This is a genomic window from Streptomyces sp. NPDC006743 (genome assembly GCF_040703815.1).
GTDB lineage: Bacteria > Actinomycetota > Actinomycetes > Streptomycetales > Streptomycetaceae > Streptomyces.
Genome location: NZ_JBEYJA010000025.1, coordinates 38,141 through 63,812, shown reverse-complemented (window position 1 = coordinate 63,812; position 25,672 = coordinate 38,141). Strand labels below are relative to the sequence as shown.

Below are 25,672 nucleotides of genomic sequence, written 5' to 3'. Positions count from 1 at the left end.
GGAAGGGTCATTCGATGGGAACGCTCGTGGCAGCGGACAGGGACTTCTGGACCGATGTGCTGACCGCCGGCGGGTTCACCGCCGTACCGCGGTGGGCGCCGCGGCCCGTCGCCGGCGTGGCCGGGCACGAGGAGACGGTCCCGGCCCAGGTGGCCGAGGCGGTGCGCGCCCTGGCCGCCGAACTGGGCGTCCCGGTCAGCGCGGTGCTGCTGGCCGCCCACGCCAAGGTGCTGTCCGCGCTCTGCGGGGAGCCGGACGTGGTGACCGGGCACGCGGTGGGCGACGGTGACCCGCTCCCCTGCCGGCTGACGGTCGCGCCCCCCACCTGGCGCGGTGTGGTGCGCGCCGCCCGCCGCGTCGAGGCGGACCTGCTCACGCACCGCGGCTTCGCCGTGGGCGAGCTGCGCCGGGAGCTGGGGCTGACACAGCCGGCGTACGAGGTGGTGTGCGACCCGGAGGGCTCCTGGGCCGCCGGGGCCTGGCAGGAGACCGGGCGCGGCGCCGACGGCGCCCTGCCCGCGGGCACCGTGCTGGCCGTGGGCTGGTCCGACCGCAAGGCGCGGATGACACTGCGGCTGCGGTACCGCACCGACGTGCTGGACGCCTCGGCGGCCGCCCGGATCTGCGGCTACCACCTGGCCGCGCTCGCGCTGATGGCCGCCGACGCGGACGCCGAGCACGCCCGGCAGAGCCTGCTGCCGGACGAGGAGGTGCGCGAGCAGCTCGAAGGGCTGGCCGGACCGGAGCGCGCCCTGCCCGACGCGCGGGCGCACGAGCTGTTCGAGCAGCGGGTGCGGGAGCGTCCCGACGCCGTGGCCGCGGTGCACGGGGACCGCTCGTGGACGTACGGCGAGCTGAACGCCCGCGCGAACCGGCTGGCGCGGGCGCTGCTGGCGCGGGGGCTGGGCCCGGAGGACGTGGTGGCGGTGGTCACCGAACGCGATCTGGACTGGCTGGCCTCGGTGCTCGCGGTGTTCAAGGCCGGCGGTGTCTACCTGCCGATCGAGCCGCACTTCCCGGCCGGGCGGATCGCGGCGACCCTGGCCCGGTCCGGCTGCCGGATCGCGCTGACCGAGCCGGGCAGCACCGCCACCCTGGACGAGGCCCTGGCCGGGCAGGCACCGGGCATCGAGAAGCTGCTGGTGGGGGACGCGTACGCGGAGGACCACGCCGACGGCGACCTCGGTCTGGAGGTGGCGCCCGGCCGGCTGGCGTACATCTACTTCACCTCCGGCTCCACGGGCGAGCCGAAGGGCGCGATGTGCGAGCACGCCGGCATGCTCAACCACCTGTTCGCCAAGATCGACGACCTGGGGATCGGCCCGGAGACGGTGGTGGCGCAGACGGCCCCGCAGTGCTTCGACATCTCGCTGTGGCAGTTGCTGGCCGCGCTGCTGGTGGGCGGGCGGACGCTGCTGGTGGAGCAGGACGCGGTCGTGGACGTGGAGCGGTTCGTCGACACGCTGGAACGCGGCGGGGCCGGGGTGGCGCAGGTCGTGCCCTCCTACCTGGAGGTGGTGGCCGCGTATTTGGAACGGCACCCGCGCGAGCTGCCCGCCCTGCGGTACGTGTCGGTGACCGGTGAGGCGCTGAAACGGGAGCTGGTCCAGCGCTGGTTCGCGCTGAAGCCCGACGTCGCCCTGGTCAACGCCTACGGCCTGACCGAGACGTCGGACGACACCAACCACGAGGTCATGCGCGAGGTGCCGGACCGGGTGCTGCTGGGCCGTCCGGTCAGCAACGTACGGGTCCTGGTCGTCGACGAGAACCTGTCCCTGGTGCCGCTGGGCGCGCCCGGCCTGATCGCGTTCTCGGGGGTGTGCGTGGGCCGCGGCTACGTCAACGATCCCGAGCGCACCCGGGAGGCGTACCGGCAGGACCCCTACCGGCCGGGCGAGCGGCTCTACCTGGCCGGGGACTGGGGGCGCTGGCACCCGGGCGGCAAGCTGGAGTTCCTGGGGCGGCGGGACAGCCAGGTCAAGATCCGCGGGTTCCGGATCGAGATCGGGGAGATCGAGAACACGCTGCTGCGGGTGGACGGAGTACGCGACGGCGCGGTCGTCGTCGCCGAACTCGCCGGGGGCGGCGCCCATCTGGTCGCCTTCTACACCGGCCGGCGCCTCGATGCCGGGGAACTGAGGCGGGCGCTGGGGGCAGCGCTGCCCGCGTACATGGTGCCGAGCGCCTTCCACTGGCAGGACGGCCTGCCGCTGACGGCCAACGGCAAGACCGACCGCAAGGCCCTGACCGCGCTGGCCGAGCGGTCCGCCGAGCAGGACAGGGCGGACGGCGGGGCGAAGGACGCCCCGCGCACCGCGACCGAGCGGCGGCTGGCGGACGCCTGGGCCGAACTGCTGGGGCTGCCCCGCGACGGCGTCGGCCGCGACGACCACTTCTTCGACCGCGGCGGCACCTCTCTGTCGGCGGTGAAGCTGACCATCGCCCTGGACCGGGCGGTCTCCCTCAAGGACATCACCCGCCATCCGGTGCTCGCCGACCTCGCCGCGCTGCTCGACGGTGCTCGTACGAGCCGCCCGGAGCTGCTGCAGCCGCTGTCCGCGGCGGGCCCGCCCGGCGCCTGCGCCCTGGTGTGCTTCCCGTACGCGGGCGGCAACGCGGTCAACTTCCGGCCGATGGCGAGCGCCCTGGCGGGCAGCGGCCTCGCGGTGTACGCCGCCGAGTTGCCGGGACACGACCTGGCCGCCGCGGGTGAGGAGTTCGCCCCGCTGGAGCAGGTCGCCGAGCGGGCCGTGTCCGAGATCCTGGCGCGCGGTCTGACGCAGGTCATGCTGTGGGGTCACTCCTCCGGGGCCGCCCCGGCCGTCGAGACGGCACGGCGGCTGGAGGAGCGCGGGGTGCGGGTGGTGCGGGTGTTCCTGGGCGCGCAGTTGCCGGGGACGGCCGCCGGGCGCACCGCCGCCGCGGCCGAGCTGGCACGGTGCGGCAACGCGGAGATCGCCGCCCGGCTGAGCGCGGACAGCGGTTACACCAAGCTGGGCGAGCTGAACGCGGACCACGCCGAGCACATCGGCGCGGCCTACCGGCACGACTGCGTGTCGGCGCACCGCTACTTCGCGGCCGCCCTGGAGAACCCGCCGGCGGTGCGGCTCGCCGCACCGGTGACCGTGGTCGTCGCCGCCGACGATCCGCACACCGCCGGGTACGGCGCACACCACCGGGACTGGAAGTTCCTGGCCGGGCAGGTGGAGCTGCACGAACTCACCGACGGCGGCCACTACTTCCCCCGCACCCGGCCGGACGGGGCGGCGCGGGCCGTCCTGGACGCCGCCGAACTGCTGGCGTCCTCCTGACCACGCCGGCCGGCGACCGGCCGGCCGGCGACCACACCGCCCGACGAAAGGAACACCGAGATGTCGTTCTCGTCCCCGGCGTCACTGCTGGAGGTGGAGCTGCGACCGGACCGGCCGCCGGTCCTGCACGTCGAACCGCCGGCCGACGCGGCCGGCTGGGCGGCCCAGTACCGCGAGGCGGTGCGCGCGCAGGTCGCCGAGCACGGCGCGCTCCTGGTGCGCGGCCTGGGTCTCGGGGAGCAGGAACAGGTCCGGGCGGTCTTCACCGCGCTGGGCGGTGAACCGATGGCGGAGCGCGAGGCGTTCGCCGTCCGGCAGTCCTACGGCGGCGGGCTGTATTCCTCGACCGCCTGGCCGGACAACCAGCCCATGTGCATGCACCACGAACTGAGCTACGCGCAGCGGGTTCCCACGCTGATGCTGTTCGCGTGCCTCACCGCGCCCGCCCAGGGCGGTGCCACCGCGGTGGCGGACGCGGAAGAGGTGCTCCGGGCGCTGCCCGCCGAGGTGACGGAGCGCTTCGAGCGCGAGGGCTGGCTGCTCACCCGCAGCTACAACGACGAGATCGGCGCCTCACTGGCCGAGTCGTTCGGCACCGAGGACCGGGAGACCGTCGAGAACTACTGCCGCGCGCACGACATCGACTTCGAGTGGCACGACGACGGGTCGCTGCGCACCCGGCAGCGCCGCGGCGCCGTCGTACGGCACCCGGTCACCGGCCGCCCCTGCTGGTTCAACCAGATCGCGTTCCTCAACGAGTGGACGCTGGCACCCGAGGTGCGCGAGTACCTGGTGGACGAGTACGGCGAGGACGGGCTGCCGTTCAACACCCGTTACGGGGACGGCGCTCCGATCAGCGAGAAGGTCGTCCAGCAGATCAACGCCGTCTACGAGGAGCACACCCGGCGCGAGCCCTGGCAGGCCGGTGACCTGATGCTCGTCGACAACATCCGCACCGCGCACAGCCGCGAGGCCTTCACCGGTGAGCGGCGGGTGCTGGTGGCCATGGCCGAGCCGCGGGTGCCGGCCGGTGGCACGCCCACCCCGGAAGGAGACCGGCGATGACCTCCGTGACGTCCCCCGTCACCGGCTCCCCCGCCTCCGGTGCGGCGCGCGTGCCGTCCTTCGCGGTGATCTCCGGTGCCCAGGTGCAGCAGGCGCTCCAGGGCCGCGAGAAGGAGATCGTGGACCTCGTCGAGGCCACGTACCGGCTGCACGGCGCCGGGCAGACGGTCAACCCGCCGTCGTACTTCCTGCGCTTCCCGGACCGGCCCACCTCCCGGATCATCGCGCTGCCCGCCTCGGTCGGCGGGCCGGTGGGCGTCGACGGACTGAAATGGATCTCCAGCTTCCCGGAGAACGTGGCCGCCGGGGTGCCCCGGGCCTCGGCGGTCCTGATCCTCAACGACCACGACACCGGCTATCCGTTCGCCTGCCTGGAGAGTTCCATCATCAGCGCCACCCGGACGGCGGCGTCGGCCGCGCTGGCCGCGGACCGGCTCTCCCGCACCCGGACACGGCCGGCCCGGATCGGTTTCTTCGGCACGGGTCTGATCGCGCGCTACATCCACACGTTCCTCGCCGGTACCGGCTGGAGCTTCGACTCGGTCGGCGTGTACGACGTCTCCGCCGACAGCGCGGCCGGCTTCTGCGGCTATCTGCGCCAGGGGGCGGCCGGTGCCGCGGAACAGGCCGGGCAGGGCGGCGGAAACGGTTCCGCGGATCAGGCCGGGCGGATCACCGTGCACGACAGCCCCGAGGAGCTGATCCGCTCCAGCGACCTGGTCGTGTTCGCGACCGTCGCGGGCGAACCGCACGTCACCGACCCGTCCTGGTTCGACCACCGCCCGGTGGTGCTGCACGTGTCGCTGCGCGACCTCGACCCGCGGATCCTGCTCGGCGCGGCGAACTTCGTCGACGACGTCGAGCACTGCCTGAAGGCCGGCACCTCACCGCACCTGGCCGAACAACTCACCGGCGGGCGGGACTTCCTGGACGGCACGCTCGACGACGTGCTGACCGGCCGGGTGGAACCGCCGGCCGACCGGACCGTGATCTTCTCCCCGTTCGGCCTCGGGGTCCTCGACCTCGCCGTCGGCAGTTATGTCCACGCCGAGGTGGCCCGGGCCGGGAACCTCCACGTCGTCGACGACTTCTTCCACGAGCTGCGCCGGTACGGCTGAACGCCCGTCCCCCGGCCCCGGCATCAGGAGGTTAGCGTGCCCGTCATCTCCGCTCCCCACGCTTTCAACGAAGGCCGGCTCTACGTCGACCTCCGGCCGATCTTCGGACGCTCGCTCTACCTGAAGTGCGAGGGTTTCAACTTCGCGGGTTCGATCAAGCTGAAGGCCGCGGTCGAGATGGTGGAGGCCGCGGAGCGGGACGGGCTGCTGGGCGAGGACTCGGTGCTGATCGAGTCCTCGTCCGGCAACCTCGGCGTCGCGCTCAGCATGATCGCCGCCAGCAAGGGCTACCGGTTCCTGTGCGTCACCGACTCCCGCTGCAACCTGTCCACGCGGCTGCTGATGGAGGCGCTGGGCAGCGAGGTCCACGTCATCGCCGACCTCGACGCCAACGGCGGCTTCCTCGGCGCCCGGATCGACTACGTCCGGGCGCTGTGCGCCTCCGACGAGCGGTACGTGTGGCTCAGCCAGTACACCAACCCGGGCAACTGGGGTGCGCACTACCGGCGGACGGCGCCGGAGATCGCCACGCAGTTCCCGCGCCTGGACGTGCTGTTCGTGGGCGCGGGCACCACGGGCACCCTGATGGGGTGCGCGCGGTACTTCCGCGAGTGGCACCGGCCGGTACGGATCGTCGCGGTGGACACCGTCGGTTCGGTGGCCTTCGGCGGCAAGCCGGGCCGCCGGCTGATCCCCGGCCTCGGCATGAGCATGCGCCCGCCGCTGCTCGACGAGTCCTACGTCGACGAGGTGATCCGGGTGGAGGAGGCGGACACGATCCGCGCCTGTCACCGGCTGGCCCGGCGCGGTTTCCTCTTCGGCGGCTCGACCGGCACGGTGGTCAGCGGCGCCATGGCGTGGCTCGCCGAGCACGACGAGCGCGACCTGACCGCCGTGGCCATCGCCCCCGACCTCGGCGAACGCTATCTCGACACGATCTACCAGTCGACCTGGCTGGAGGACCTCTACGGCGACCAGATCCTCGACCCGAAGGGCGGCGTCCCGGCCACCCCCCGGAACGCGGAACCGGTGCCCCGCACCCCGGACGGCCGCCCCGAGTCGTAGCAGCGTCCGGCCGCCGGCCGCCGGCTCCGGGCCCCCGGCCGGGAAGCCGGCCACGCCCCGCGCCGCTTCCGCTCGGCGGGGTGGCGGGACGGGGCGCGGCGGGCTGAGGCGCGGTCCGGTCGGCCCGGGCCGGACTGCGCCCTGGGCTGTCACCGGACTCCGGTCGCGCCACGGGACGGGTCCTGCGCGGCGCTCGTTTTCAGGGCCGGGTCACGGGCCGGCGGCCCGGCCTGCCATCCGGGGCCGCTGCCCCGGCGGACGGCAGGGGACGACGCCCCTGTCGCTGCCCTGCCCGTCCGCCCCCGACGCGCCCGTCCGAAAGCCGGAACCGGAACCGGTCCGCGCCGCCACCCCGGCCGAGCCACGGCCGTCGGGCACGCCTCGCCTCCGTCCGCTCGCGCCAGGTGGCGGGCCGGGGCCGGTCCGCCGCCGGGACGCGCTCGGGTGTCAGTCCCGGCCGGCCGGCCGGCGGACCTGTACCAGGCCCGATTCGTAGGCCGCGATGACCGCCTGCGCCCGGTCGCGGACGCGCAGTTTGTCGAAGATGCTGGTGATGTAGTTCTTCACGGTGGAGACGCTGATCTCCAGGGTCCGGGCGATCTCGTTGTTGTCCAGGCCGGTGGCCAGCAGCCGCCACACCTCGACCTCACGCGGCGTGAGGTCGGCGGCGGCCCGGGAAGCGGCTTCCGGACGGTCGTGGGCCGCTGCCGGCGGGGTCCTGACGTACGCGGAGATCAGCCGGGTCAGCAGGCGCGGCGCGACGACGGCCTCACCCGCCCGGACGGTGCGGATCGCGGCGACCAGTTCCTCCGGGGAGCTGTCCTTGGGCAGGAAGCCGCACGCACCGGCGCGCAGCGCGGCGACGACGTACTCGTCCATGTCGAAGGTGCTGAGCGCGAGCACCCGGCACCCGGGCAGGTCACGGGCGAGCCGCTCGGTGGCGGCCACCCCGTCGAGGACCGGCATGCGGATGTCCATCACCACGACGTCGGGGCGGTGCTCGGCGGCGAGTGTGAGGGCCTGTTCCCCGTTCTCCGCCTCGGCGACCACGGTGACCGACGGCGCGGGGCCGAGGATCAGGGCCAGTCCGCGCCTGACGAGCGGCTGGTCGTCCGCGATGAGCACGCGGATCGGTTCGTCGGCCCCGGTCGCGGTCCCGGTCACAGCCCCGCTCACCCCTTCGCTCGCGCCTTCGGTCACCGTCGTCGCTCCTCGTCCTCGCCGCTCCGCGGTTCCGCCGGCAGGCTCGCCGCCACCCGGAACCCGCCCCCGGGCAGCGGGCCGGCCTCCAGCGTGCCCCCGTGCAGGGCGACGCGTTCGCGCATGCCGATCAGACCGTATCCGCTGCCGCCGCCCGCCGGGGCGGGCGGCTCGGCGTCGTCGGGGCCCGGGTCGGTGACGGACACCGTCACCCCCTGCGGCCGCCGGTCCAGACGGACCTCCACCGCAACCCCTGGGCCGGCGTGCTTGCGGGCGTTGGTCAGCGCCTCCTGCACGATCCGGTACAGGGTGAGGCCGACCACCGGAGGCAGCCGCCGGGGCTCGCCGTCGAGGACGAGTCGGACGGGCTGGCCGGCCTGCCGGGACTCCTTGACCAGACGGTCGAGGTCCTCCAGGCCGGGCTGCGGCGCCTCCGGGACGCCGGAGCGGTCGGCCGCCGTGTCGTCGTCGGCGCGCAGGACGTCGAGGAGCTGCCGCATCTCGCGCAGCGCCAGCCGTCCCGACTCCTCCAGGGTGACCAGGGCCTCGCGGGCGACGCCGGCGTCGTGGTCGAGGTTGGCGCGGGCGCCGCCCGCCATCAGCTGCATGGTGGTGATGCGGTGGGCGACGACGTCGTGCAGCTCCCGGGCGATCCGCCTGCGCTCCTCGGCCACCGCGCGGTCGGCGAGGAGCCGGCGCCTGACCTCCGTCTCCTGCTGCCAGCGGTTGATGACCAGGGCGCCGGCGACGATGAGCCCGGCGGCCAGGCAGGCGCTGACCAGGTTCAGGAGACCGGGCGGTGAGTCGAGGTCGGGGGTGAGCAGGGTGACGCCGACCGCTCCGGCCGTCGCGGCCGCCGTCGCCCAGGGACGCCCGGCCCGTGCGGCCGAGTACAGGGCGACCGCCAGGACGGCGCCGAAGTGCTGGTCCATCCGCACCGACACGTTCAGCAGTGCGCCGGACGCCAGGACGACGGTCAAGGCGGTCAGCGGGAAGCGCCGCCGGACCAGCAGGGGCAGCGCGGACACGACCAGCAGCAGCGCTCCGGCGGTCGACACGGGGACGCCTGTGAACTGCGGGAACGCGGTGTAGCCGATGAGGTCCACGGCGGCCGCGCCGACGGCGACCAACGCGTCGTTGCGGGTCCACGGCAGGACCTCGTCGCCGGTCCACGGGAAGGCGGGACGTACGCGTATGCCGTGACGCACGCTCCGCGCGCGTGTGCCCTGCCGCCCGCCCGTGCCCCGGTCCGCCGGGGGCCCGGCGCCGCGCCCCGCCGGGACGGTGGCGGGCGACGACGGCGCGGTGCTGCGACGCGTCGCCATGGTGTTCCTCTCGCCGCTCGGTCCGGTCGGCCCCGCGGGCCCCGGCGCTTGCTGCCGCCATTGTCGCAGTGGGCGATGGCCCCGGCCCTCCCCCTGGGGACCGAGACCGGACCAGGACCACGGTCCCGGTCCGCCGCGCCCGCGGCCCCTGGGGCCCCCGCCGCTTCTCATCCCGCGCCCCGACGCATCACGCCCATCGCGCTGGTTCGCTGGAGAGGTACTGTCCGAGATCATTTCGAACGGAGCCGCTGTGATACGCGCCCTGACCGGATTCTCCACGCGAAATCCATGGAAGGTCATCACCCTCTGGGTACTGCTGGGAATCGGTCTCACCATCGTGGGCCAGGCATTGATGTTCCGCGTGACGGAGAGCCAGCTCGGGGACTTCCTGCCGAAGTCGTACGACTCGGCGGCGGCACTGAAGGTCGCCGAGGACAAGTTCGGCATCAAGCCGGACGCCAACTCCGTGACGATGCTGGTCGAGCGGGCCGACGGCAAGCCGCTCGCCGTCGCCGACCAGCGGCGCGCGGAGGCTGTCGCGGCCGGGCTCGGCCGGCAGCGGGTGACGATGCCCAAGACCGAGGACACCCCGGATTTCCTGGTGAAGGACTATTCCCAGACACCGAAGACGGGACCGGGTACGGTCGCCCCTCACCGCACTTTCGTCCTTTTCCCCGTCGGACTCTCCGGTAATTCCACCGACCCCGGTCTGCAGAACGTCTTCAAGGAATTCCGGAAGACCGCGTCCGACACCTACGCGCGCGACGGACTGCGCGCCGGATTCACCGGCGGTCTGGCCGACACCGTCGACAGCGAGGAGGCGGAGAAGACCACCGGCACGGTGGCGGGTCTGCTCACCATCGGTCTGATCGTGCTGCTGAACGTGCTGGTGTTCCGCAGCGTCATGGCGGCTCTGCTGCCCCTCCTGGCGGTCAGCCTCATCGGCGGAGCCGCCGCGGGAGCCGTGGTCGGCACGGCGCTGCTCACCGGGATCCGGCTGGACCCCTCCACCCCGTCGCTCATCAGCGTCGTACTGCTCGGCATCGGGATCGACTACTTCCTGTTCCTGCTGTTCCGCTTCCGTGAGCGGCTGCGCGCGCGTCCGGAACGCGACGCCCGTGAGATCGCCGGTGAGGTGAGCGGGCGCGTGGGTTCCGCGATCACCTCGGCCGCCCTCACCATCGTCGCCGCCTTCGCCACCCTCGGCATCGCCAGTTTCGGGCAGTTCCGGGTGCTCGGCCCGGCCATCGCGGTCTCCGTGCTGGTGATGCTGCTGGCCAGTCTCACCTTCATGCCGGCCCTGCTGGCGGTGGCCGGACGCAAGATGTTCTGGCCCTCCCGCGCCCTGAAGCGGGCCCCGCGCGAGGGCACGGCCGGCCGGTTCGCGGCCGCGGTCGCCCGGCGGCCCCTGGCCGTGGCCCTGGGCTCCGTCGCCCTGCTGGGTGTGATGGCCGCCGGGACCCTCGGCATGAAGATGGACTACGGCACGGGCGGCGGCACCGGCGACACCCCGGCCGCGGCCACCGCGGCGAAGATCTCCCGGGCCCTGCCGGCCGGCGTCTCCGACCCGGCCAGTGTCTACCTCACGGCCAAGGACGGCGGCGCCCTCGACCGGCAGGGCGTCGACGGCCTGGCACGGGCGCTCAGCCGTACGGAGGGCGTCGGCCAGGTGGCCCCGGCCGTCTTCGACAAGGCGGGCGACGCCGCCCGGATCGACCTCTACCTGACCGCGGACGCGCAGAGCCAGAAGGCGCGCGACCTGGTGTCCGGGCCGGTGCGGACGACCGTCGCACGGCACACCCCGGCGGGCGGCGAAGCACACGTCGGCGGGACGGCGGCGATCTTCGCGGACATCTCCACGGCCGTCTCCGACGACCTGGAACTCGTCTTCCCCGTGGCCGCCGCGCTGATCGCGCTGATCCTGCTCGTCCTGCTGCGCAGCGTGGCGGCGCCCGCGGTGCTGATGCTCGCCGTCGGTCTCGGCTTCGCCGCCACGCTCGGCGCCTCCACCCTGGTCTTCCAGCACCTGCGGGGCGAGGCGGGCGTCAACTTCACCCTGCCGCTCGTGCTGTTCCTGTTCGTGGTCGCGCTGGGCACGGACTACAACATCCTGATGAGCGACCGTATCCGGGAGGAGATGGCGCGCCCGGGGCCCGCCCGGCCGGCCGTTGCCCGCGCCGTACGGCACACGGCACCGGCCGTGGCCACCGCCGGCCTGGTCCTGGCCGGCTCCTTCGGCAGCCTCTCGGTCAACCCGGCCCCCGCCACCCAGCAGATCGGTTTCGCCACGGCTCTCGGCATCCTGCTGTCGGCGTTCGTCCTGTCGACCGCGCTGGTTCCGGCGCTCGCCGCGCTGCTCGGCCGTGCCCTGTGGTGGCCGGTCCGGCCGCACCGCACCGCCCGGCCGCAGGCACCGTACGGGCCGCGGGAACACCGCGACACGGCCCCGCGGACCGCCCCGGACGCCCCGGACGCCCGGTACGGCCCGACCGGCCCGCTCGACCCGGGCGAGCCGGACGACGGGGGCCGCCCGGCGGACCGGGCCGGCCGCGTCGGCACGCACTACAGGGACTGACGGAGCCCGGGGGCGGGAGGAGGGGAAGCGGATGTCCGGCAGCGAGGTCGGGGCCGTTGGAGACGTGGATCACTTCGCCGTGGGGTGACGCGTACTGGACGACATACCGACTAGTCAGCATGATGGTCGTGACCTGCTGCCGACCCGTTCCCAGGAGCACCGGATGAGCCCCGACCACCCGCCCGGACTCGATCTCGACCGGCTCCGCGGCCTGCTCGACCGCGAGCGGCCCGGCCTGGCCCGGGGCCCCCTGACGGGGCGGCTGATCGAGGGCGGCCGGTCGAACCTGACGTACGCGGTCACCGACGGCACCACCCGGTGGGTCGTACGCCGGCCTCCGCTGGGCCACGTACTGGCGACCGCGCACGACATGAAGCGCGAGCACCGCGTGATCAGCGCGCTGCACCCGACGCCCGTGCCGGTGCCCCGCACGGTGCTGCTGTGCGAGGACGAGGAGGTGCTGGGCGCGCCGTTCTACGTGATGGAGTTCGTCGAGGGCACTCCGTACCGGACGGCGCGGCAGCTCGCCGCGCTCGGCCCGGCGCGCACCCGCGAGGCGGTGCTGTCGCTCGTCGACACCCTCGTCGACCTGCACGCCGTGGACCCCGGCGAGGTGGGTCTCGCCGACTTCGGCCGCCCGGAGGGCTTCCTCGACCGGCAACTGCGCCGCTGGGGCAAGCAACTGGACGCCTCGCGCGAGCGCGACCTGCCGGGCATCGACGAGCTGCACGCGTCCCTGGGGCGTTCGCTGCCCGTCTCCCCCGCCCCGGCCGTGGTGCACGGCGACTACCGGCTGGACAACGCGCTGATCGGTCCTGACGACCGGATCCGCGCCGTCCTCGACTGGGAGATGTCCACCCTCGGCGACCCGCTCACCGACCTGGGCCTGCTGGTCATGTACTGCAGCCCGCTCGGCATGCCCGACTCGCCCGTGTCCACCACCGCCGAGGCACCCGGGCACCCCTCGCCCGCCGAGCTGATCGAGCGGTACGCAGCGCGCTCGGGGCGCGACGTGTCCGCGGTCTCCTGGTACACGGCGTTCGCCTGGTTCAAGCTCGCCGTGATCCTGGAGGGCATCCACTACCGGTACACGCTCGGCCAGACGGTCGGCCGCGGTTTCGACCGCATCGGCGATCTGGTCCCCGTTTTCATCCAGCACGGCCTGACCACTTTGCACGAAGGCCTCCGGGAGGGCTGATCGTCATGGACTTCGCGTTCGACGCGCGCACCGAGGAACTGCGCGCCAAACTGCTCGCCTTCATGGACGAGTACGTGTACCCGGCCGAGGAGATCGCGCACGAGCAGCGCGCCCGCCTCGCCTCGCCGTGGGAGACCGCCCCGGTGGTGGAGGAACTGAAGGCCGAGGCGCGCCGGCAGGGCCTGTGGAACCTGTTCCTCCCGGACGCCGAGCACGGTGCCGGTCTGACCAACCTCCAGTACGCGCCGCTGGCCGAGATCACGGGCCGTTCCCCGCAACTGGCGCCCACGGCGACCAACTGCGCGGCGCCCGACACCGGCAACATGGAGGTGCTGGCCCAGTTCGGCGACGAGCGGCAGAAGAAGCAGTGGCTCCAGCCGCTGCTCGCCGGTGAGATCCGCTCGGCGTTCGCGATGACCGAGCCGGAGGTGGCCTCCTCTGACGCCACCAACATCACGACGCGCATCGAGCGGGCCACGGACGGCTCGGACGAGTACGTCATCACCGGCCGCAAGTGGTACATCTCCGGGGCCATGCACCCCGACTGCAGGATCTTCATCGTGATGGGCAAGACCGACCCGGACGGGGCGGACATCCGGCGCCAGCAGTCCATGGTGCTCGTGCCGCGCGACACGCCGGGTGTCACGGTCGAGCGCGCGATGCAGGTCTTCGGGTACGAGGACCACTACCACGGCGGCCACGCCGAGGTGGTCTTCGACCACGCGCGCGTCCCGGTGTCCAACCTCATCGGTGAGGAGGGCGGCGGCTTCGCCATCGCCCAGGCCCGCCTGGGTCCGGGCCGCATCCACCACTGCATGCGGCTGATCGGCATGGCCGAGCGGGCGATCGAGCTGATGTGCCGGCGGGCGGTGTCCCGTACGGCGTTCGGCAAGACGCTGGCGCAGCAGGGCGTGGTGCAGAACTGGATCGCGGACGCCCGGGTGCAGGTGGAGCAGCTGAGGCTGCTGGTGCTGAAGACGGCCTGGCTGATGGACACGGTCGGCAACCGCGGCGCCCACACCGAGATCCAGGCCATCAAGATCGCCACCCCGCGCGCGGTGGTCGCCATCCTGGACCGGGCCATCCAGCTGTACGGCGCCGGCGGCGTCAGCCAGGACTTCCCCCTGGCCGAACTGTACGCGGGCGCGCGCACGCTGATGCTCGCCGACGGCCCGGACGAGGTGCACCAGCGCTCACTCGCCCGCCGGGAGCTGAAGAAGTACCTGTGACCGACTCGGCCACGACGGGGCGGTGAAGGTGCGTACGGGCGCGCGGTACCGGGTGCGCTTGATCCGGTGCCGGACAGCCTCCGGCCGACCGGCGGCGTGAGGCGCCCCCTCTGTCCCGTAGGGGGAGCCCCCAGGGTCCCGTAGGGGGCGCTCGCCGGTTCTCCACGGGACGGTAGGCGGTCCCGCCGGGCCCCGGCGAGGGCGGCAGTCGGTCGATGGCCGGGGCACGGCATTCTCCGGCCGGTGCCGGGCAGCCTCCGGCCGGTCCACGGCATCCGCCGGCCGGCCGGGGTGGGGCGTACGTGTTCCCGCCCTGGCACCGGCCCGCAGCGCCGGGGTGAGCCGCCGGTCCGCACCGGCCGCCGCAGGCCGCGCCCGACGGCGCTACGGCCGACGGCGTCACGGCCGACGGGCCGCCGTCCTCGAAGGCGGCGGCCCATCGGCCTTCTCATGCGCGCAGCACGGCCAGCTGGTGGCGCACGGCCGCGGTGACCCGGGGTTCGTCGTCGGTGGCGAGGAGGTCCAGGAGCGCCCCGCGGAGCACGGCCAGGGCCAGAGTGCGGCGGCTCGCGCCGTCCGCGCCGTCCCTCTCCGCCCGCGGCTGGCAGGCCGCCAGCACCTCCAGCCAGTCCTCGACCGCGGCCCGGGCGAACCCGGCCCACGCTCCGTCGGGCTCGACGAGGGAACGGGCGTACGCCTCGGTCCACAGCCGCAGCAGCGGACGGTGTGCGGCGGCCGCGAGCCACTCCCAGACCCGTTCGGCGGCGTCGGCCAGCCCGACGGGCCGGCCGGCCCGGGTGAGGTGCGCCAGGAGCGCGAGTTCATCGGCGCGGGCGCGCGCCAGCAGCGCCCGCACCAGACCCTCCTTGGTGCCGAACAGGAACAGCAGCACCCGGGGGCTGGAGCCGATGGCCGTGGCCAGCGGGCGCAGGGAGAGGCCGGCCAGGCCGTGGGCGAGCACGTACCGGTAGGCGGCTTCGAGCAGCTCGGTCTGCCGTGCGGAGGGGGCTCCCGCTCGCTGGGACATGGAGCTAGCCTAGCGTTACTGAAACAGTCGTGTCAGTGCGCCGAGCGGACAGCCGAACCACCGGGAGAACAGGCCATGTCACAGCAGGAGCACCGGCCGCGGTTCACCGTGCGCCGCGCCGACCGTCCCGGCGACCTGGGCTGGGTGGTGATGGCCCACGGCGAGGAGTACGACCGGCAGTTCGGCTGGAACACCGAGTTCGAGGCGCTGGTCGCGGGGATCGTCGCGCGGTACGCGGCCGGCCACGACCCCGTCAGGGAGGCCGGCTGGATCGCCGAGGCGGACGGCGAACGCGTCGGGTGCGTCTTCCTGGTGGCCGGCGACACCCCGGCGGTGGCCAGGCTGCGCATCCTGCTCGTCACCCCGGCCGCCCGCGGTCTCGGCGTGGGCAGCCGGCTCGTCGAGACGTGTCTGGCCTTCGCCCGGGAGGCCGGCTACGAGCAGGTGACGCTGTGGACCAACGACGTGCTGGTCGCCGCGCGCAGGATCTACCGCGCCTTCGGGTTCGTCCTCGCCGAGGAGGAGCCGCACCACAGTTTCGGCCATGATCTCGTCGGCCAGAACTGGACCCTCGACCTCACCCGGCCCACCGCGTCCCCGGTGGCGGCCGTCCGACCGTAGAGCGCCGGAGCGCGGTGCGTCGGGCGGCAGGAGGTCAGTCGTCAGGTGACAGGTCCCAGCCGTCAGAAGGACAGCAGTCGGGCGTCAGGTGTCACGTGCACCGCGTCCCGCTGGACCGCGTCCGCGCGGGACCGGTCGCGGTTCACCTCCAGGAACTGCCCGGCCGGCTGAGGTGCCCGCTCCCGGACGCCGCCGGTGAAGCGGCCCGGCGCACACGGTAGGCTGGCCGGGCGGCGACGACCGGACGTGCTCGGGTGCGCCGCGCGGCGGTGGGGCCCGCCGCACCCAACCGCGGCGACGACGCCGCCAACGGTCCCTGCTTGCGACACGCGTGCGCCCGAGGAAGCACCGGGCGCTGTCCGAGTAGGAGTACTGCCGCATGGGAGAGGCCCGACCCCAGGTGCTAGGCGAACCCGTCGACCCCGACGTCGAACCGCGCGGCCCCGCCGGGCGGCGCGAGCTGCTCGCCGGGCAGGGGCCGGTCGTGGCCGTCGTCTCGGCGGGCGGCGCCGTCGGAGCGGTGGCCCGCTACGGGGCCTCGCTGCTGTGGCCGACCGCCGCCGGCACGTTCCCTCTGACGACGTTCCTCGTCAACGTGATCGGCTGCGGCGTCATCGGCGTCTTCATGGTGGTCATCACCGACGTCTGGGCCGCCCACCGGCTGGTCCGGCCGTTCTTCGGCACCGGCGTCCTGGGCGGCTTCACCACCTTCTCCACGTACGCCGTGGACATCCAGCGGCTCGTCGACCAGGGCCGCGCCACCACGGGCCTCGCCTACCTGGCCGCCACCCTGCTCGCGGCGCTGGCGGCCGTGTGGACCACGGCGAACCTGACCCGCCGCGTGATCGAGCGGAGGAAGCGATGACCCGGCTCACCGGAACCGCGCTACGGGTGACGATCTTCATCGGCGAGAACGACACCTGGCACCGCAAACCCCTCTACTCCGAGATCGTCCACCGCGCGCACCGGGCGGGCCTGGCCGGCGCCTCGGTCTTCCGCGGCATCGAGGGGTTCGGCGCCTCCTCGCTCATCCACACCTCGCGGCTGCTGTCGCTGAGCGAGGACCTGCCGGTGGCCATCGTCATCGTGGACACCGAGGACCGCGTCCGCGCCTTCCTCCCGCAACTCGACGAACTGGTCACCGAGGGTCTGGTGATCCTCGACGGGTGCGAGGTCATCAGGTACGTCGGACGGCACCGGGAGAACACGTGAACTGGCTGCTCGTCGTCCTCGGCGCCATGGTCGGTGCGCCGCTGCGCTACCTGACCGACCGCGCGGTGCAGTCCAGGCACGACAGCGTCTTCCCCTGGGGCACCTTCACCGTCAACATGACCGGCTGTCTCGCCCTCGGTCTGATCACCGGTGCGGTCCTCGCGGGGGGCGCCTCCTCCGACGTCCAGCTGCTGCTGGGCACCGGCCTGTGCGGGGCGCTCACCACCTACTCGACCTTCTCCTACGAGACCCTGCGGCTGGCCGAGGAGGGCGCCCGCTTCTTCGCGGCGGCCAACGCGGTCGCCGGCGTCGTCGGCGGTCTCGGCGCGGCGTTCACGGGGGCGGCCGTCGCCCAGTCGGTCTGGGCGTGACGGCCAGGCACGACAGCCGGAGCGCGGCGCCGCCGCCGCCGCGCCGGGCGCCGGATTCGTCCGCATCGCCGTCACCACCGTCACCGCCGTCACCACCGCCGTCACTGCCGTCACTGCCGTCACCGACGACCCTTCCCTCGCCGCCGCTGTCGCAGCGCACGATCGCCTGACGCGCCGGGCCGCCCGGCTCGACCCGCTCGGAGGCCGATGCGTGAGCTGGGCCTGTTCCCGGGGCGGCGTCCTGCGCCACCGGGTCACCGCGGGGCGGGCGACGCGAGTCGGTGCAGGCGCAGGGCGAGCTGGATCTCCAGGACGCGCGCGGGTGTCTGCCAGTCGCCGCCGAGCAGGCGGCCGACGCGCTCCAGGCGCTGGGCCACGGTGTTGACATGGACGTGCAGCTCGTCCTTGGTGCGGACCGGGCTCATGCCGCAGGCGAAGTACGCCTCCAGGGTGCGTATGAGGTCGGTGCCGCGCTGCTCGTCGTAGGCCATGACACGGCCGATGGTGCGCTCCACGAACCCGGCGATGTCCCGCTCGCCGGCCAGGAGCAGGCCGAGGAAGCCGAAATCCTCGGCGGCGGCGCCGTCCCCGGTGCGCCCGAGCAGCCGCAGCACCTCCAGGCAGCGCCGCGCCTCCGCGTAGGCGGCGGTGGCGGTGCCGGGCCGGGCGGCCAGGTCGCCGGCAGGGGCGGAGGCGCCGACGGTGACCGCCTCGTGCACGGCGGCGCCCAGGTGACGGGCGCTCTGGCGGGCCAGTTCCGTCGCGGTGCAGCCGCGCCGGAGGGGGAGCAGCAGGACCGTACCGCCGTCACGGGCGGATGCCAGGCCCTGCCGGGTGGCGGCCAGGTGGGAGGCCGCCGACCACAGGCGGCGCCGGGCGTCGGCCGCCTGGCCGGCGTCGGCGGCCGGGGCGTCGAGGCGGGCGGCGAGCACGACGTGGGTGGCGTCGAGGTCGGCACTCAGCCGCGTGGCGCGCTCGCGCAGCAGGCGCGGGTCGCGGTCGCGGGCGTCCAGGAGGTCGTCGAGGAGTTCGCCGCGGACGCGCTGCTCGGCCTCCGCGGCCGAGCGTCTGGCCAGCAGCAGCAGTGAGGTGACCATCGCCGCGCGCTCGAGGGTGCGCTGGTCCACCGGGTCGAGGTGACCGTGCCCGCGCAGCACGAGCGCGCCGAGGAGTTCGCCGCCGGCGGTGACGGCCGCCACCCAGTCGTCGCCGTGGCGCACGGCGTGTCCTTCGGCTCGGGAGGCCTCCAGCGGCCCGGCGGGCGCGGCGGCGGCCTCGGTGAACTCGACCGTGCCGGCGAGGACCTGGGAGACGGCGGCCGCCACGTCGTGGACCTGGCCGCCGCGCAGGACCAGTTCGGCGAGGCGGTCGTGGACGTCGGAGGCGCGCTCGATGACCGCGCTGCGGTCGCGGATGATCTCGTTGGCGCGTTCGAGCCGGGCCAGGGCCGTGCGGGTCTCGGTGAGCAGGTGGGCGCTGTCGATGGCGGCGGCGGCGAGGGCCGCGAAGGAGCCGAGCAGGGCGATCTGTTCGCGTTCGAACACCCGGGCCCGCCGGTCGGCCGCGAAGAGGACGCCGATGACCTGCGCCCCGAGCATGAGCGGCACGCCGAGGATGGCGACCAGCCCCTCGTCCTGCACGCCCTCGTCGATGGTGCCGGTGTGCTGGAAACGGGCGTCCTTGAAGTAGTCGTCGGTGACGTACGGCCGGGCCGTCTGCGCGACGAGGCCGCCCAGCCCCTCCCCCATCCCCAGGCGCAACTGCTGGAAGCGGGCCGCCACCGATCCCTCGGTGACCCGCATGTAGGTGTCGCCGCGTGCCGGGTCGTTCAGCGTGAGGTAGGCGACGTCGGTGCCGAGGAGGGAGCGGGCCCGCTGCACGATGGCGGGCAGCACCGCGTCCAGGTCCCGCAGGCCCGCCAGGTCGTGGGCGGTCTCGAACAGCGCCGACAGCTCCGCCTCGCGGCGTCTGCGTCCCTCCAGTTCCGCGCGGACGCGCAGGGCGAGCAGCCTGGCGTGTTCGAGCGCGGCGACCCGCTCGGCGGGCCGGTTCCCGGCACGGGCGAGCTGGACCGGCTGTTCGAAGGCGGCGGCGGGCGCGCCCCGGGCCAGCAGTTCGAGGAACGGGGCCTCGGCACCGCCGTCCGGCGGGGCGGCGCCACCGCCGGCGGGCGTCTCCGCACCGGGGGCGGGGCGCCGGACGGACTGCACGTGATCGCTGGGCATGCGGACAGGATCCCGTATCGGGGCGACGTCCGCCGAGCCCTGTGGAAAACTCCGCTGCGGGCGGCGACGGCGCAGGTCAGTGGGCGGTCCAGCCGCCGTCGAGCACCAGCGAGGTGCCCGTGACGAAGGAGGCGTGCGGACCGCAGAGGTACGCCACGGCCTCGGCCACCTCCTCCGGTTCGATCAGGCGTTTGAGGGCGCTGTCCTGCAGCAGCACCTCGGACAGGACCCGCTCCTCGGGGACGCCGTGGGCCTGTGCCTGGTCGGCGAGCTGCTGCTCGACGAGGGGGGTGCGGACGTAGGCGGGGTTGACGCAGTTGGAGGTGACGCCGTGCGGCGCGCCTTCCAGGGCGGTCGTCTTGGACAGGCCCTCCAGGCCGTGCTTGGCCGCCACGTACGCCGACTTGTAGGCGGAGGCCCGCAGCCCGTGCACCGAGGAGATGTTGACGATCCGGCCCCAGCCCTGTGCGTACATGTGCGGCAGGGCACCGCGGATGAGCCGGAAGGGCGCTTCGAGCATCACGGTCAGTACCGTGTGGAAGACCTCGGGCGGGAACTCCTCGATGGGGCGTACCAGCTGGATCCCGGCGTTGTTGACGAGCACGTCGGTGCCGGCGGCCGTCCGCTCGGCGGCGTCCAGGTCGGTGAGGTCGAGGACCTGGGTCTCCAGGGTGCCGGCGAGGGAGCCGGCGCCTTCGGCGAGCGCGGCCAGGCCCGCCGCGTCCCGGTCGACCGCTCTGACCTCGGCTCCCGCCGCGGCCAGCCGGAGTGCGCAGGCGCGGCCGATGCCGCCGGCCGCGCCCGTGACGAGCGCGGTGCGACCGGCGAGGTCGAGCGGGGAGCCTTGAGGTGCGGGGTACGGGCTGGGCGAGGTCATGCCTCGACCATAGGCAGCGCCCGCACCCCACCCCATATGGGCACAACCCATACTTCAGTCAAGATCGATAGGCTCGAACCACGTGGGGGCGTCGGACAGGGCCTGCTTGATCCGGAACAGCGCGAACTCGTTCAGGGCGGGCAGCGCGTCCACGGGGAACCATCCGACCTCCAGCGACTCGTCGTCGTTGACCCGCGCCTCGCCGCCCACGGCACGGCAGCGGAAGGTGATGTCCATGTACTGACAGACGTCGCCGTTCGCGTAGGTGATGGGCTCCAGCGCCTGGACGAGGACCACTCGCTCGGTGACGCAGCGTACGGCGGTCTCCTCGTACACCTCGCGCACCGCGCAGGCGGCGGGCTGCTCACCGGGCTCGGGGATGCCGCCGATCACCGCCCACTTGCCGGTGTCGGAGCGGCGCCCCAGCAGGACTCTGCCCTCGTCGTCGAAGACGAGGGCGGTGACCCCGGGGAGCCACAGCAACTGGTTGCCCGCGGCGGCCCGGATCGTACGGATGAAGTCAGGAGTGGCCATGGACCGACCCTAACGGGCCGGTACCGCCGGTCAGCCGGTGGACAGAGGGTGTGCGGGGGCGTCCGTGCGGCGTACGGTCACGCCGCCCGGGCGCGCCGGCCGCGCACGCCGGCGCCGATCGCCCAGCCCAGGCCGCCGGCCGCGATCAGCACGAGGGCGATCTCCGGCAGCACGCCCAGCTCGGTCGCGGGCGTGCGCGAGGAGCGCAGCGGGACCTTCTGGACCAGGTGGCCCGGGACGAACATGCCGGTCCTCTGGGTGATGCGCCCGTCGGGCATGATGACCGCGCTGACGCCGCTGGTCACCGGAACGGTGACGGTGCGGCTGTGCTCGACCGCGCGGACGCGGGACATGGCCAGTTGCTGGTAGGTCATCTCGCTGCGGTCGAAGGTCGCGTTGTTGCTCGGCACGGAGATCATCTGCGCGCCGTGGGTGACGGTGTCGCGCACGGCCCAGTCGAAGGCGGCCTCGTAGCAGGTGGCCAGGCCGATCCGGGTGCCGGCCACGCTGAACACGCCGGGCTTCGTGCCCCGGCTGAAGTCCTGGCGGACCATCGAGGTCCAGTTCTCGTTGATCGCGCCGAGCAGCGAGCGCAGCGGAAGGTACTCGCCGAACGGCTGGATCTGCCGTTTGTCGTAGGTCTGCAGGGGCCCCTTGACCGGGTCCCACAGGATCTGTTCGTTCAGCAGTTCGCCGTCGCGTTCCACGACGCTGCCGACCGAGATCGGGGCGCCTATGGCCTGGGCCGCCTGGTCGATCACCATGCGCGCGTCGAGGTAGGCGAACGGATCGATGTCGGAGGAGTTCTCCGGCCAGAGCACGACGTCGGGCCGCGGGGCCCGGCCCGCCTTCACGTCCGCCGCCAGTCGTTCGGTCTCCCGCGCGTGGTAGTCGAGCACCGCGCGGCGCTGGGCGTTGAACTCCAGACCCGAGCGCGGCACGTTGCCCTGGATGACGGCGACGGTGACCGTACCGTTCTCCGCCTTGTCGCTCACCAGGGTGCGGGCGGCCAACGCGCCCACGACCGGCAGGACCACGCTCAGCAGCGCGACGGCCGCGGCGGGGCGGCGCACCGTCCGGGTCCGCCGTCCTTCGACCACCAGGCGTACGGCCTCGTGGAGGCCGAAGCCGCACAGGACCACCGCGAAGCCGAGCACCGGTGTGCCGCCGACCGCGGCCAGCGGCAGGAACACCCCGTCCGCCTGGCCGAAGGCGATCTTGCCCCAGGGGAACCCGTGGAAGGGCACACGCGCGCGTGCCGCCTCACCGGCGATCCACAGGGCCGCCGCCCACACCGGCCAGGCGGGCAGCTTCGAGACCGCCGCGACACCCACACCCACCAGGGCCACGAAGAGCGCCTCCGCCGCGACCAGCGCCAGCCAGGGTCCGGGGCCGACCTCCACACCCGTCCACACCAGCAGGGGCAGCAGGAAACCGAGGCCGAAGAGGTAGCCCAGGCCGAGCGCGGCCTTCCAGCGACGGCCGCGCAGCACCCAGCCGAACCCGGCGAACGCCGGCAGGGCCAGCCACCACAGGGTGCGGGGCGGGAAGCTGACGTAGAGCAGGAGGCCGGACAGGGCCGCCACTGCGGCGGGCACGAGTCGTACGAGTCTCGCGGCCCAGGGGGCGCGGGCGGAGGGCGGGTGCAGCCGGTCCGACTCGTCGACGGAAGTTGCGGTGACGGTCACCCCGGGAGTGTACGGCGGCTGACCTGCCCCTCGACAGCGCTGTTCGCGGGCCTCGGACGCCGGGCGGCAGGCCCGGGGCGGCACACCGCGACACCGACGGCCGGCAGCGTCCCCTCGCCGCTCTCCTCGAGCGTGCCCGGCGCCGGCAGCGGCCGCGGGCCGTGACGGCTAGGGGGTGTTTCGAAAGTGGCGCCGTCCGCCCGAAGGGCGGGCCCCGCGGCGTCTGGTGCGTGTGATCGCAAGGCGGAGGGTCGTCCTCGTCCTGGGTGTACGTGGACGATCCCGACAACGCGGCGAGCGCGCGTGCCAGGCGCCGCGGGGCAGGCGGGACTTTGGAAACACGCCCTAGGCGCGTCCCGGTGTCGGCGGACGCAGCCGGTCCCTGATCACGCGGACCGCCGACTCCGCGTTGTCGACGGTGATCGTGAAGGTGTGGCCGTCCCACAGGCGCAGCACGATGCCCTCGCCGCGCCGGACGACCACCGCGGTCCCCTTCTCGGGGCGCCAGCGGTAGCCCCAGCCGCCCCAGTGGCGCGGAGTGACGTGCGGTGCGAACTCGGCGTCCGTGACATGGGCCAGCGGGATGCGGCGGCGCGGCAGCCCGATGTGGCCGCAGCGCACCTCCAGGGACTCCTTGTCGACCCTCAGTGCGACGTGGACGAAGGCGAGGGTGCCGAAGAGCACCAGCAGCCCGGCCGCGATGCAGCCCACGACGGACATCACCAGCGCGGGGACCCCGGAACTCCAGGCGGAGTCGACGGCCAGTTCGATTCCGAGCGCGAGGCAGGCGGCGCCGACGAGCGCCAGCACCCACTGGAACCGGTTGGTGGCCCGCCCCGTCCACACCTCGGGATGCGGGCCGTTCTCGACGCGGGAGTGGTCCCTCATGGCAATGAGGTTACTCAGGTTTCGCCGCGTGGGTAGCGCGTCGCACACGGGGAGTGTCCCGCGCCCCGGCACCCGGGAACCCCGGCCCCCTCGCGCGGGCGGCCGTCAGCGGGCGGGCGAGACCGCTTCGAGGAGGCGGCCCTCCGCGTAGGCCAGGGCCGGCGCGGGCAGGGCGCCCTCCTCGCCGTTGAGCAGGACCGTCACCGTGCCCTCGGCCGACGCCCGGGGCTCTGGGCCGGCGCCGATCCGGCGCAGTGCCTGGGCCGCGACGGCGCCCGCCGAGCCGTGCAGGACCAGCGGCGGGTGTGCCGGCCGCTGTACGGCCGAACGGATGCGCTCGGCGACGAGTTCGTAATGGGTGCAGCCCAGGACGACGGTCGTCACGTCCTCGGGGGTCAGCGCGGCGGCGGCCGTGACGGCCTCGTCGATCGCCGCCTGGTCGGCGTGCTCGACGGCCTCGGCCAGTCCCCAGCAGGGCACCTCGGTGACCGGCACGCCGTCGGCGAAGTCGCGGATCAGGCCCCGCTGGTAGGGGCTGCCGGTGGTGGCGGGCGTCGCCCAGATGGCGACCGGGCCGCCGCCCGCGGCGGCGGGCTTGATGGCGGGGACGGTGCCGATGACCGGAACGTCCGGCTCCAGGAGGTCGCGCAGGGCCGTCAGCGCGTGCACGGTCGCGGTGTTGCAGCCGACGATCAGGGCGTCGGGCCCGTACGCGGCGGCGGCCTCGGCGACGGCGACGGCCCGCGCGGTGAGGTCCTGCGGGGTGCGGGGTCCCCAGGGCATCCCGGCGGGGTCGAGGGACAGCACGAGATCTGCGTCGGGCCGCAGGCGCCGTACCGCGGCGGTGGCCGCCAGCAGCCCGATCCCGGAGTCCATGAGCGCGATCTTCACCCGGCCACGATAGACGATCCCCTCGAACCGGCCGTCCGGGTGGGGCAGACTGCGGGGGTGAGCGTGATCATGTGGACCGCCGTCGGATCACTCGCCGCCTGGTTGTGGCTGCTGCTCGGCCAGGGGTTCTTCTGGCGTACGGACGTGAGACTGCCGCCGCGGACGGAGCCGGCGCCCGACGACTGGCCCGCCGTGTGCGTCGTGGTCCCCGCGCGGGACGAGGCCGCCGTCCTGGGCGAGAGTCTGCCCTCGCTGCTCGCGCAGGACTACCCGGGGCGCGCCGAGGTCTTCCTGATCGACGACGGCAGCTCGGACGGCACCGGTGAACTGGCCCGGGAACTGGCGCGGCGCGGCGGTGGGCTGCCGCTGACGGTCGGCTCGCCGGGCGAGCCGCCGCAGGGGTGGACCGGCAAGCTGTGGGCCGTACGGCACGGCATCGCGCTGGCACGCGCGCGTGACCCCGAGTACCTGCTCCTGACGGACGCGGACATCGCGCACGCGCCGGACAGCCTGCGGCGGCTGGTCGCGGCGGCGCGCACCGGGGGGTTCGACGTCGTCTCGCAGATGGCGCGGCTGCGGGTGGAGAGCCTGTGGGAACGGCTCGTCGTCCCGGCGTTCGTCTACTTCTTCGCACAGTTGTACCCGTTCCGGTGGATCGGGCGGCGGGGCGGGCGGACGGCGGCGGCCGCGGGCGGCTGTGTGCTGCTGCGCGCCGAGGCGGCCGAGCGGGCACGGATCCCGGACGCGATCCGGCACGCGGTGATCGACGACGTGGCGCTCGCCCGGGCGGTGAAGGGCGGGGGCGGGCACATCTGGCTGGGGCTCGCCGAGCGGGTGGACAGCGTGCGTCCGTATCCGCGCCTGTACGACCTGTGGCGGATGGTCTCGCGCAGCGCGTACGCGCAGTTGCGGCACAACCCGCTGCTGCTGGCCGGGACGGTCGCCGGACTGGCGCTGGTGTACCTGGTGCCCCCGGTGGCGCTGGTGGCGGGGCTCGCCGGGGGCGGCGCCGCGACGGCACTGGCCGGCGGCGCGGCGTGGCTGGTGATGGCGGCGACGTACGTGCCGATGGTGCGCTACTACCGCCAGCCGCTGTGGCTCGCCCCGCTGCTGCCGTTCACGGCGTTCCTGTACCTGCTGATGACGGTGGACTCGGCGGTGCAGCACTACCGGGGCCGGGGCGCGGCCTGGAAGGGCCGCACCTACACGCGTCCGGACGCCGCGCCCGAGGAGGGCTGAGAACCGGACCGCA

Annotated in this window: 21 protein-coding genes; 12 read left to right on the top strand and 9 right to left on the bottom strand. The window is 74.0% G+C overall.

The features are described 5' to 3' along the window. Positions 1-14 precede the first annotated feature (14 nt). The 4 genes from ABZ719_RS21225 to sbnA are packed head-to-tail and all read left to right on the top strand — an operon-like array spanning position 15 to position 6,559. Positions 15-3,311, top strand: coding sequence for an amino acid adenylation domain-containing protein (locus ABZ719_RS21225; protein WP_366726734.1), 3,297 nt, complete (start codon positions 15-17; stop codon positions 3,309-3,311). A 60-nt stretch (positions 3,312-3,371) separates the two neighbouring features. Next, on the top strand, positions 3,372-4,376 hold the full coding sequence (locus tag ABZ719_RS21220; RefSeq protein ID WP_366726733.1) for a TauD/TfdA family dioxygenase: 1,005 nt from the start codon (positions 3,372-3,374) through the stop codon (positions 4,374-4,376). Beyond that, a complete protein-coding gene (gene sbnB / locus ABZ719_RS21215; protein ID WP_366726732.1) occupies positions 4,373-5,494 on the top strand; it encodes a 2,3-diaminopropionate biosynthesis protein SbnB in 1,122 nt (373 codons plus the stop codon). The genes ABZ719_RS21220 and sbnB overlap by 4 nt, the downstream gene beginning before the upstream one ends. Before the next feature lie 36 nt (positions 5,495-5,530). Further along, a complete protein-coding gene (gene sbnA, locus ABZ719_RS21210; protein WP_366726731.1) occupies positions 5,531-6,559 on the top strand; it encodes a 2,3-diaminopropionate biosynthesis protein SbnA in 1,029 nt (342 codons plus the stop codon). A gap of 447 nt (positions 6,560-7,006) precedes the next feature. Here sbnA and ABZ719_RS21205 read toward each other — a convergent pair whose 3' ends face one another. Both ABZ719_RS21205 and ABZ719_RS21200 read right to left on the bottom strand, forming a co-directional pair. Continuing rightward, entirely contained in the window at positions 7,007-7,735 is a 729-nt protein-coding gene (locus tag ABZ719_RS21205; protein WP_366726768.1) for a response regulator transcription factor, read from the bottom strand. Between the two features lie 20 nt (positions 7,736-7,755). Further along, positions 7,756-9,084, bottom strand: a complete 1,329-nt coding sequence (locus tag ABZ719_RS21200) for a histidine kinase (protein ID WP_366726730.1) — start codon at positions 9,082-9,084, stop codon at positions 7,756-7,758. Positions 9,085-9,334: 250 nt separating this feature from the next. Here ABZ719_RS21200 and ABZ719_RS21195 point away from each other — a divergent pair, with 250 nt between their 5' ends. From ABZ719_RS21195 to ABZ719_RS21185, 3 genes are all read left to right on the top strand, one after another. Further along, complete coding sequence (locus ABZ719_RS21195; RefSeq protein WP_366726729.1) at positions 9,335-11,659, top strand: MMPL family transporter; 2,325 nt, start codon at positions 9,335-9,337, stop codon at positions 11,657-11,659. A gap of 163 nt (positions 11,660-11,822) precedes the next feature. Beyond that, on the top strand, positions 11,823-12,857 hold the full coding sequence (locus tag ABZ719_RS21190) for a phosphotransferase family protein (RefSeq protein WP_366726728.1): 1,035 nt from the start codon (positions 11,823-11,825) through the stop codon (positions 12,855-12,857). A gap of 5 nt (positions 12,858-12,862) precedes the next feature. After that, entirely contained in the window at positions 12,863-14,086 is a 1,224-nt protein-coding gene (locus ABZ719_RS21185) for an acyl-CoA dehydrogenase family protein (RefSeq protein WP_366726727.1), read from the top strand. A 448-nt stretch (positions 14,087-14,534) separates the two neighbouring features. On the opposite strand, the gene ABZ719_RS21180 is transcribed toward ABZ719_RS21185, so the two are convergent. Continuing rightward, positions 14,535-15,113, bottom strand: coding sequence for a TetR family transcriptional regulator (locus ABZ719_RS21180; protein ID WP_366726726.1), 579 nt, complete (start codon positions 15,111-15,113; stop codon positions 14,535-14,537). Positions 15,114-15,188: 75 nt separating this feature from the next. Between ABZ719_RS21180 and ABZ719_RS21175 the strand changes: the two genes are divergently transcribed. The 4 genes from ABZ719_RS21175 to crcB (ABZ719_RS21160) all read left to right on the top strand — a co-directional run bounded on the left by ABZ719_RS21175 (position 15,189) and on the right by crcB (ABZ719_RS21160) (position 17,317). After that, a complete protein-coding gene (locus tag ABZ719_RS21175; RefSeq protein ID WP_366726725.1) occupies positions 15,189-15,734 on the top strand; it encodes a GNAT family N-acetyltransferase in 546 nt (181 codons plus the stop codon). Between the two features lie 379 nt (positions 15,735-16,113). After that, a complete protein-coding gene (crcB, locus tag ABZ719_RS21170; protein WP_366726724.1) occupies positions 16,114-16,599 on the top strand; it encodes a fluoride efflux transporter CrcB in 486 nt (161 codons plus the stop codon). Next, positions 16,596-16,946 (top strand): DUF190 domain-containing protein, encoded by a 351-nt coding sequence (locus tag ABZ719_RS21165; protein WP_366726723.1) that lies wholly within the window; start codon positions 16,596-16,598, stop codon positions 16,944-16,946. Before crcB (ABZ719_RS21170) ends, ABZ719_RS21165 begins: the two co-directional genes overlap by 4 nt. After that, positions 16,943-17,317 (top strand): fluoride efflux transporter CrcB, encoded by a 375-nt coding sequence (gene crcB / locus ABZ719_RS21160; RefSeq protein ID WP_366726722.1) that lies wholly within the window; start codon positions 16,943-16,945, stop codon positions 17,315-17,317. Before ABZ719_RS21165 ends, crcB (ABZ719_RS21160) begins: the two co-directional genes overlap by 4 nt. Positions 17,318-17,571: 254 nt before the next feature. On the opposite strand, the gene ABZ719_RS21155 is transcribed toward crcB (ABZ719_RS21160), so the two are convergent. The 6 genes from ABZ719_RS21155 to ABZ719_RS21130 all read right to left on the bottom strand — a co-directional run bounded on the left by ABZ719_RS21155 (position 17,572) and on the right by ABZ719_RS21130 (position 24,420). Then, the gene (locus ABZ719_RS21155) at positions 17,572-19,542 is read right to left on the bottom strand and encodes a GAF domain-containing protein (protein WP_366726721.1); all 1,971 of its coding nucleotides are present in this window, start codon (positions 19,540-19,542) and stop codon (positions 17,572-17,574) included. A 76-nt stretch (positions 19,543-19,618) separates the two neighbouring features. Continuing rightward, positions 19,619-20,419, bottom strand: coding sequence for a 3-hydroxybutyrate dehydrogenase (locus ABZ719_RS21150; RefSeq protein WP_366726720.1), 801 nt, complete (start codon positions 20,417-20,419; stop codon positions 19,619-19,621). Positions 20,420-20,473: 54 nt separating this feature from the next. Continuing rightward, on the bottom strand, positions 20,474-20,953 hold the full coding sequence (locus ABZ719_RS21145; protein WP_366726719.1) for an NUDIX domain-containing protein: 480 nt from the start codon (positions 20,951-20,953) through the stop codon (positions 20,474-20,476). Positions 20,954-21,030: 77 nt separating this feature from the next. Continuing rightward, positions 21,031-22,641: an apolipoprotein N-acyltransferase gene (gene lnt / locus ABZ719_RS21140; RefSeq protein ID WP_366726718.1), complete on the bottom strand. Its 1,611-nt coding sequence runs from the start codon at positions 22,639-22,641 to the stop codon at positions 21,031-21,033. A gap of 345 nt (positions 22,642-22,986) precedes the next feature. Further along, entirely contained in the window at positions 22,987-23,529 is a 543-nt protein-coding gene (locus ABZ719_RS21135) for a hypothetical protein (RefSeq protein WP_366726717.1), read from the bottom strand. A 105-nt stretch (positions 23,530-23,634) separates the two neighbouring features. Further along, the gene (locus ABZ719_RS21130) at positions 23,635-24,420 is read right to left on the bottom strand and encodes an aspartate/glutamate racemase family protein (RefSeq protein ID WP_366726716.1); all 786 of its coding nucleotides are present in this window, start codon (positions 24,418-24,420) and stop codon (positions 23,635-23,637) included. A gap of 57 nt (positions 24,421-24,477) precedes the next feature. Here ABZ719_RS21130 and ABZ719_RS21125 point away from each other — a divergent pair, with 57 nt between their 5' ends. Beyond that, complete coding sequence (locus tag ABZ719_RS21125) at positions 24,478-25,659, top strand: glycosyltransferase (RefSeq protein WP_366726715.1); 1,182 nt, start codon at positions 24,478-24,480, stop codon at positions 25,657-25,659. Positions 25,660-25,672: the final 13 nt, after the last annotated feature.

What these genes read in the sequence shown, in the direction of transcription:
- ABZ719_RS21220 (WP_366726733.1), top strand. Translation starts at nt 3,372, where the DNA reads ATGTCGTTCTCGTCCCCGGCGTCACTGCTGGAGGTGGAGCTGCGACCG.
- ABZ719_RS21135 (WP_366726717.1), bottom strand. Translation starts at nt 23,529, where the DNA reads ATGAGGGACCACTCCCGCGTCGAGAACGGCCCGCATCCCGAGGTGTGG.
- ABZ719_RS21150 (WP_366726720.1), bottom strand. Translation starts at nt 20,419, where the DNA reads ATGACCTCGCCCAGCCCGTACCCCGCACCTCAAGGCTCCCCGCTCGAC.
- ABZ719_RS21190 (WP_366726728.1), top strand. Translation starts at nt 11,823, where the DNA reads ATGAGCCCCGACCACCCGCCCGGACTCGATCTCGACCGGCTCCGCGGC.
- ABZ719_RS21145 (WP_366726719.1), bottom strand. Translation starts at nt 20,953, where the DNA reads ATGGCCACTCCTGACTTCATCCGTACGATCCGGGCCGCCGCGGGCAAC.
- ABZ719_RS21225 (WP_366726734.1), top strand. Translation starts at nt 15, where the DNA reads ATGGGAACGCTCGTGGCAGCGGACAGGGACTTCTGGACCGATGTGCTG.
- ABZ719_RS21155 (WP_366726721.1), bottom strand. Translation starts at nt 19,542, where the DNA reads ATGCCCAGCGATCACGTGCAGTCCGTCCGGCGCCCCGCCCCCGGTGCG.
- ABZ719_RS21185 (WP_366726727.1), top strand. Translation starts at nt 12,863, where the DNA reads ATGGACTTCGCGTTCGACGCGCGCACCGAGGAACTGCGCGCCAAACTG.
- ABZ719_RS21180 (WP_366726726.1), bottom strand. Translation starts at nt 15,113, where the DNA reads ATGTCCCAGCGAGCGGGAGCCCCCTCCGCACGGCAGACCGAGCTGCTC.
- sbnB (WP_366726732.1), top strand. Translation starts at nt 4,373, where the DNA reads ATGACCTCCGTGACGTCCCCCGTCACCGGCTCCCCCGCCTCCGGTGCG.
- ABZ719_RS21175 (WP_366726725.1), top strand. Translation starts at nt 15,189, where the DNA reads ATGTCACAGCAGGAGCACCGGCCGCGGTTCACCGTGCGCCGCGCCGAC.
- ABZ719_RS21165 (WP_366726723.1), top strand. Translation starts at nt 16,596, where the DNA reads ATGACCCGGCTCACCGGAACCGCGCTACGGGTGACGATCTTCATCGGC.
- ABZ719_RS21200 (WP_366726730.1), bottom strand. Translation starts at nt 9,084, where the DNA reads ATGGCGACGCGTCGCAGCACCGCGCCGTCGTCGCCCGCCACCGTCCCG.
- crcB (WP_366726724.1), top strand. Translation starts at nt 16,114, where the DNA reads ATGGGAGAGGCCCGACCCCAGGTGCTAGGCGAACCCGTCGACCCCGAC.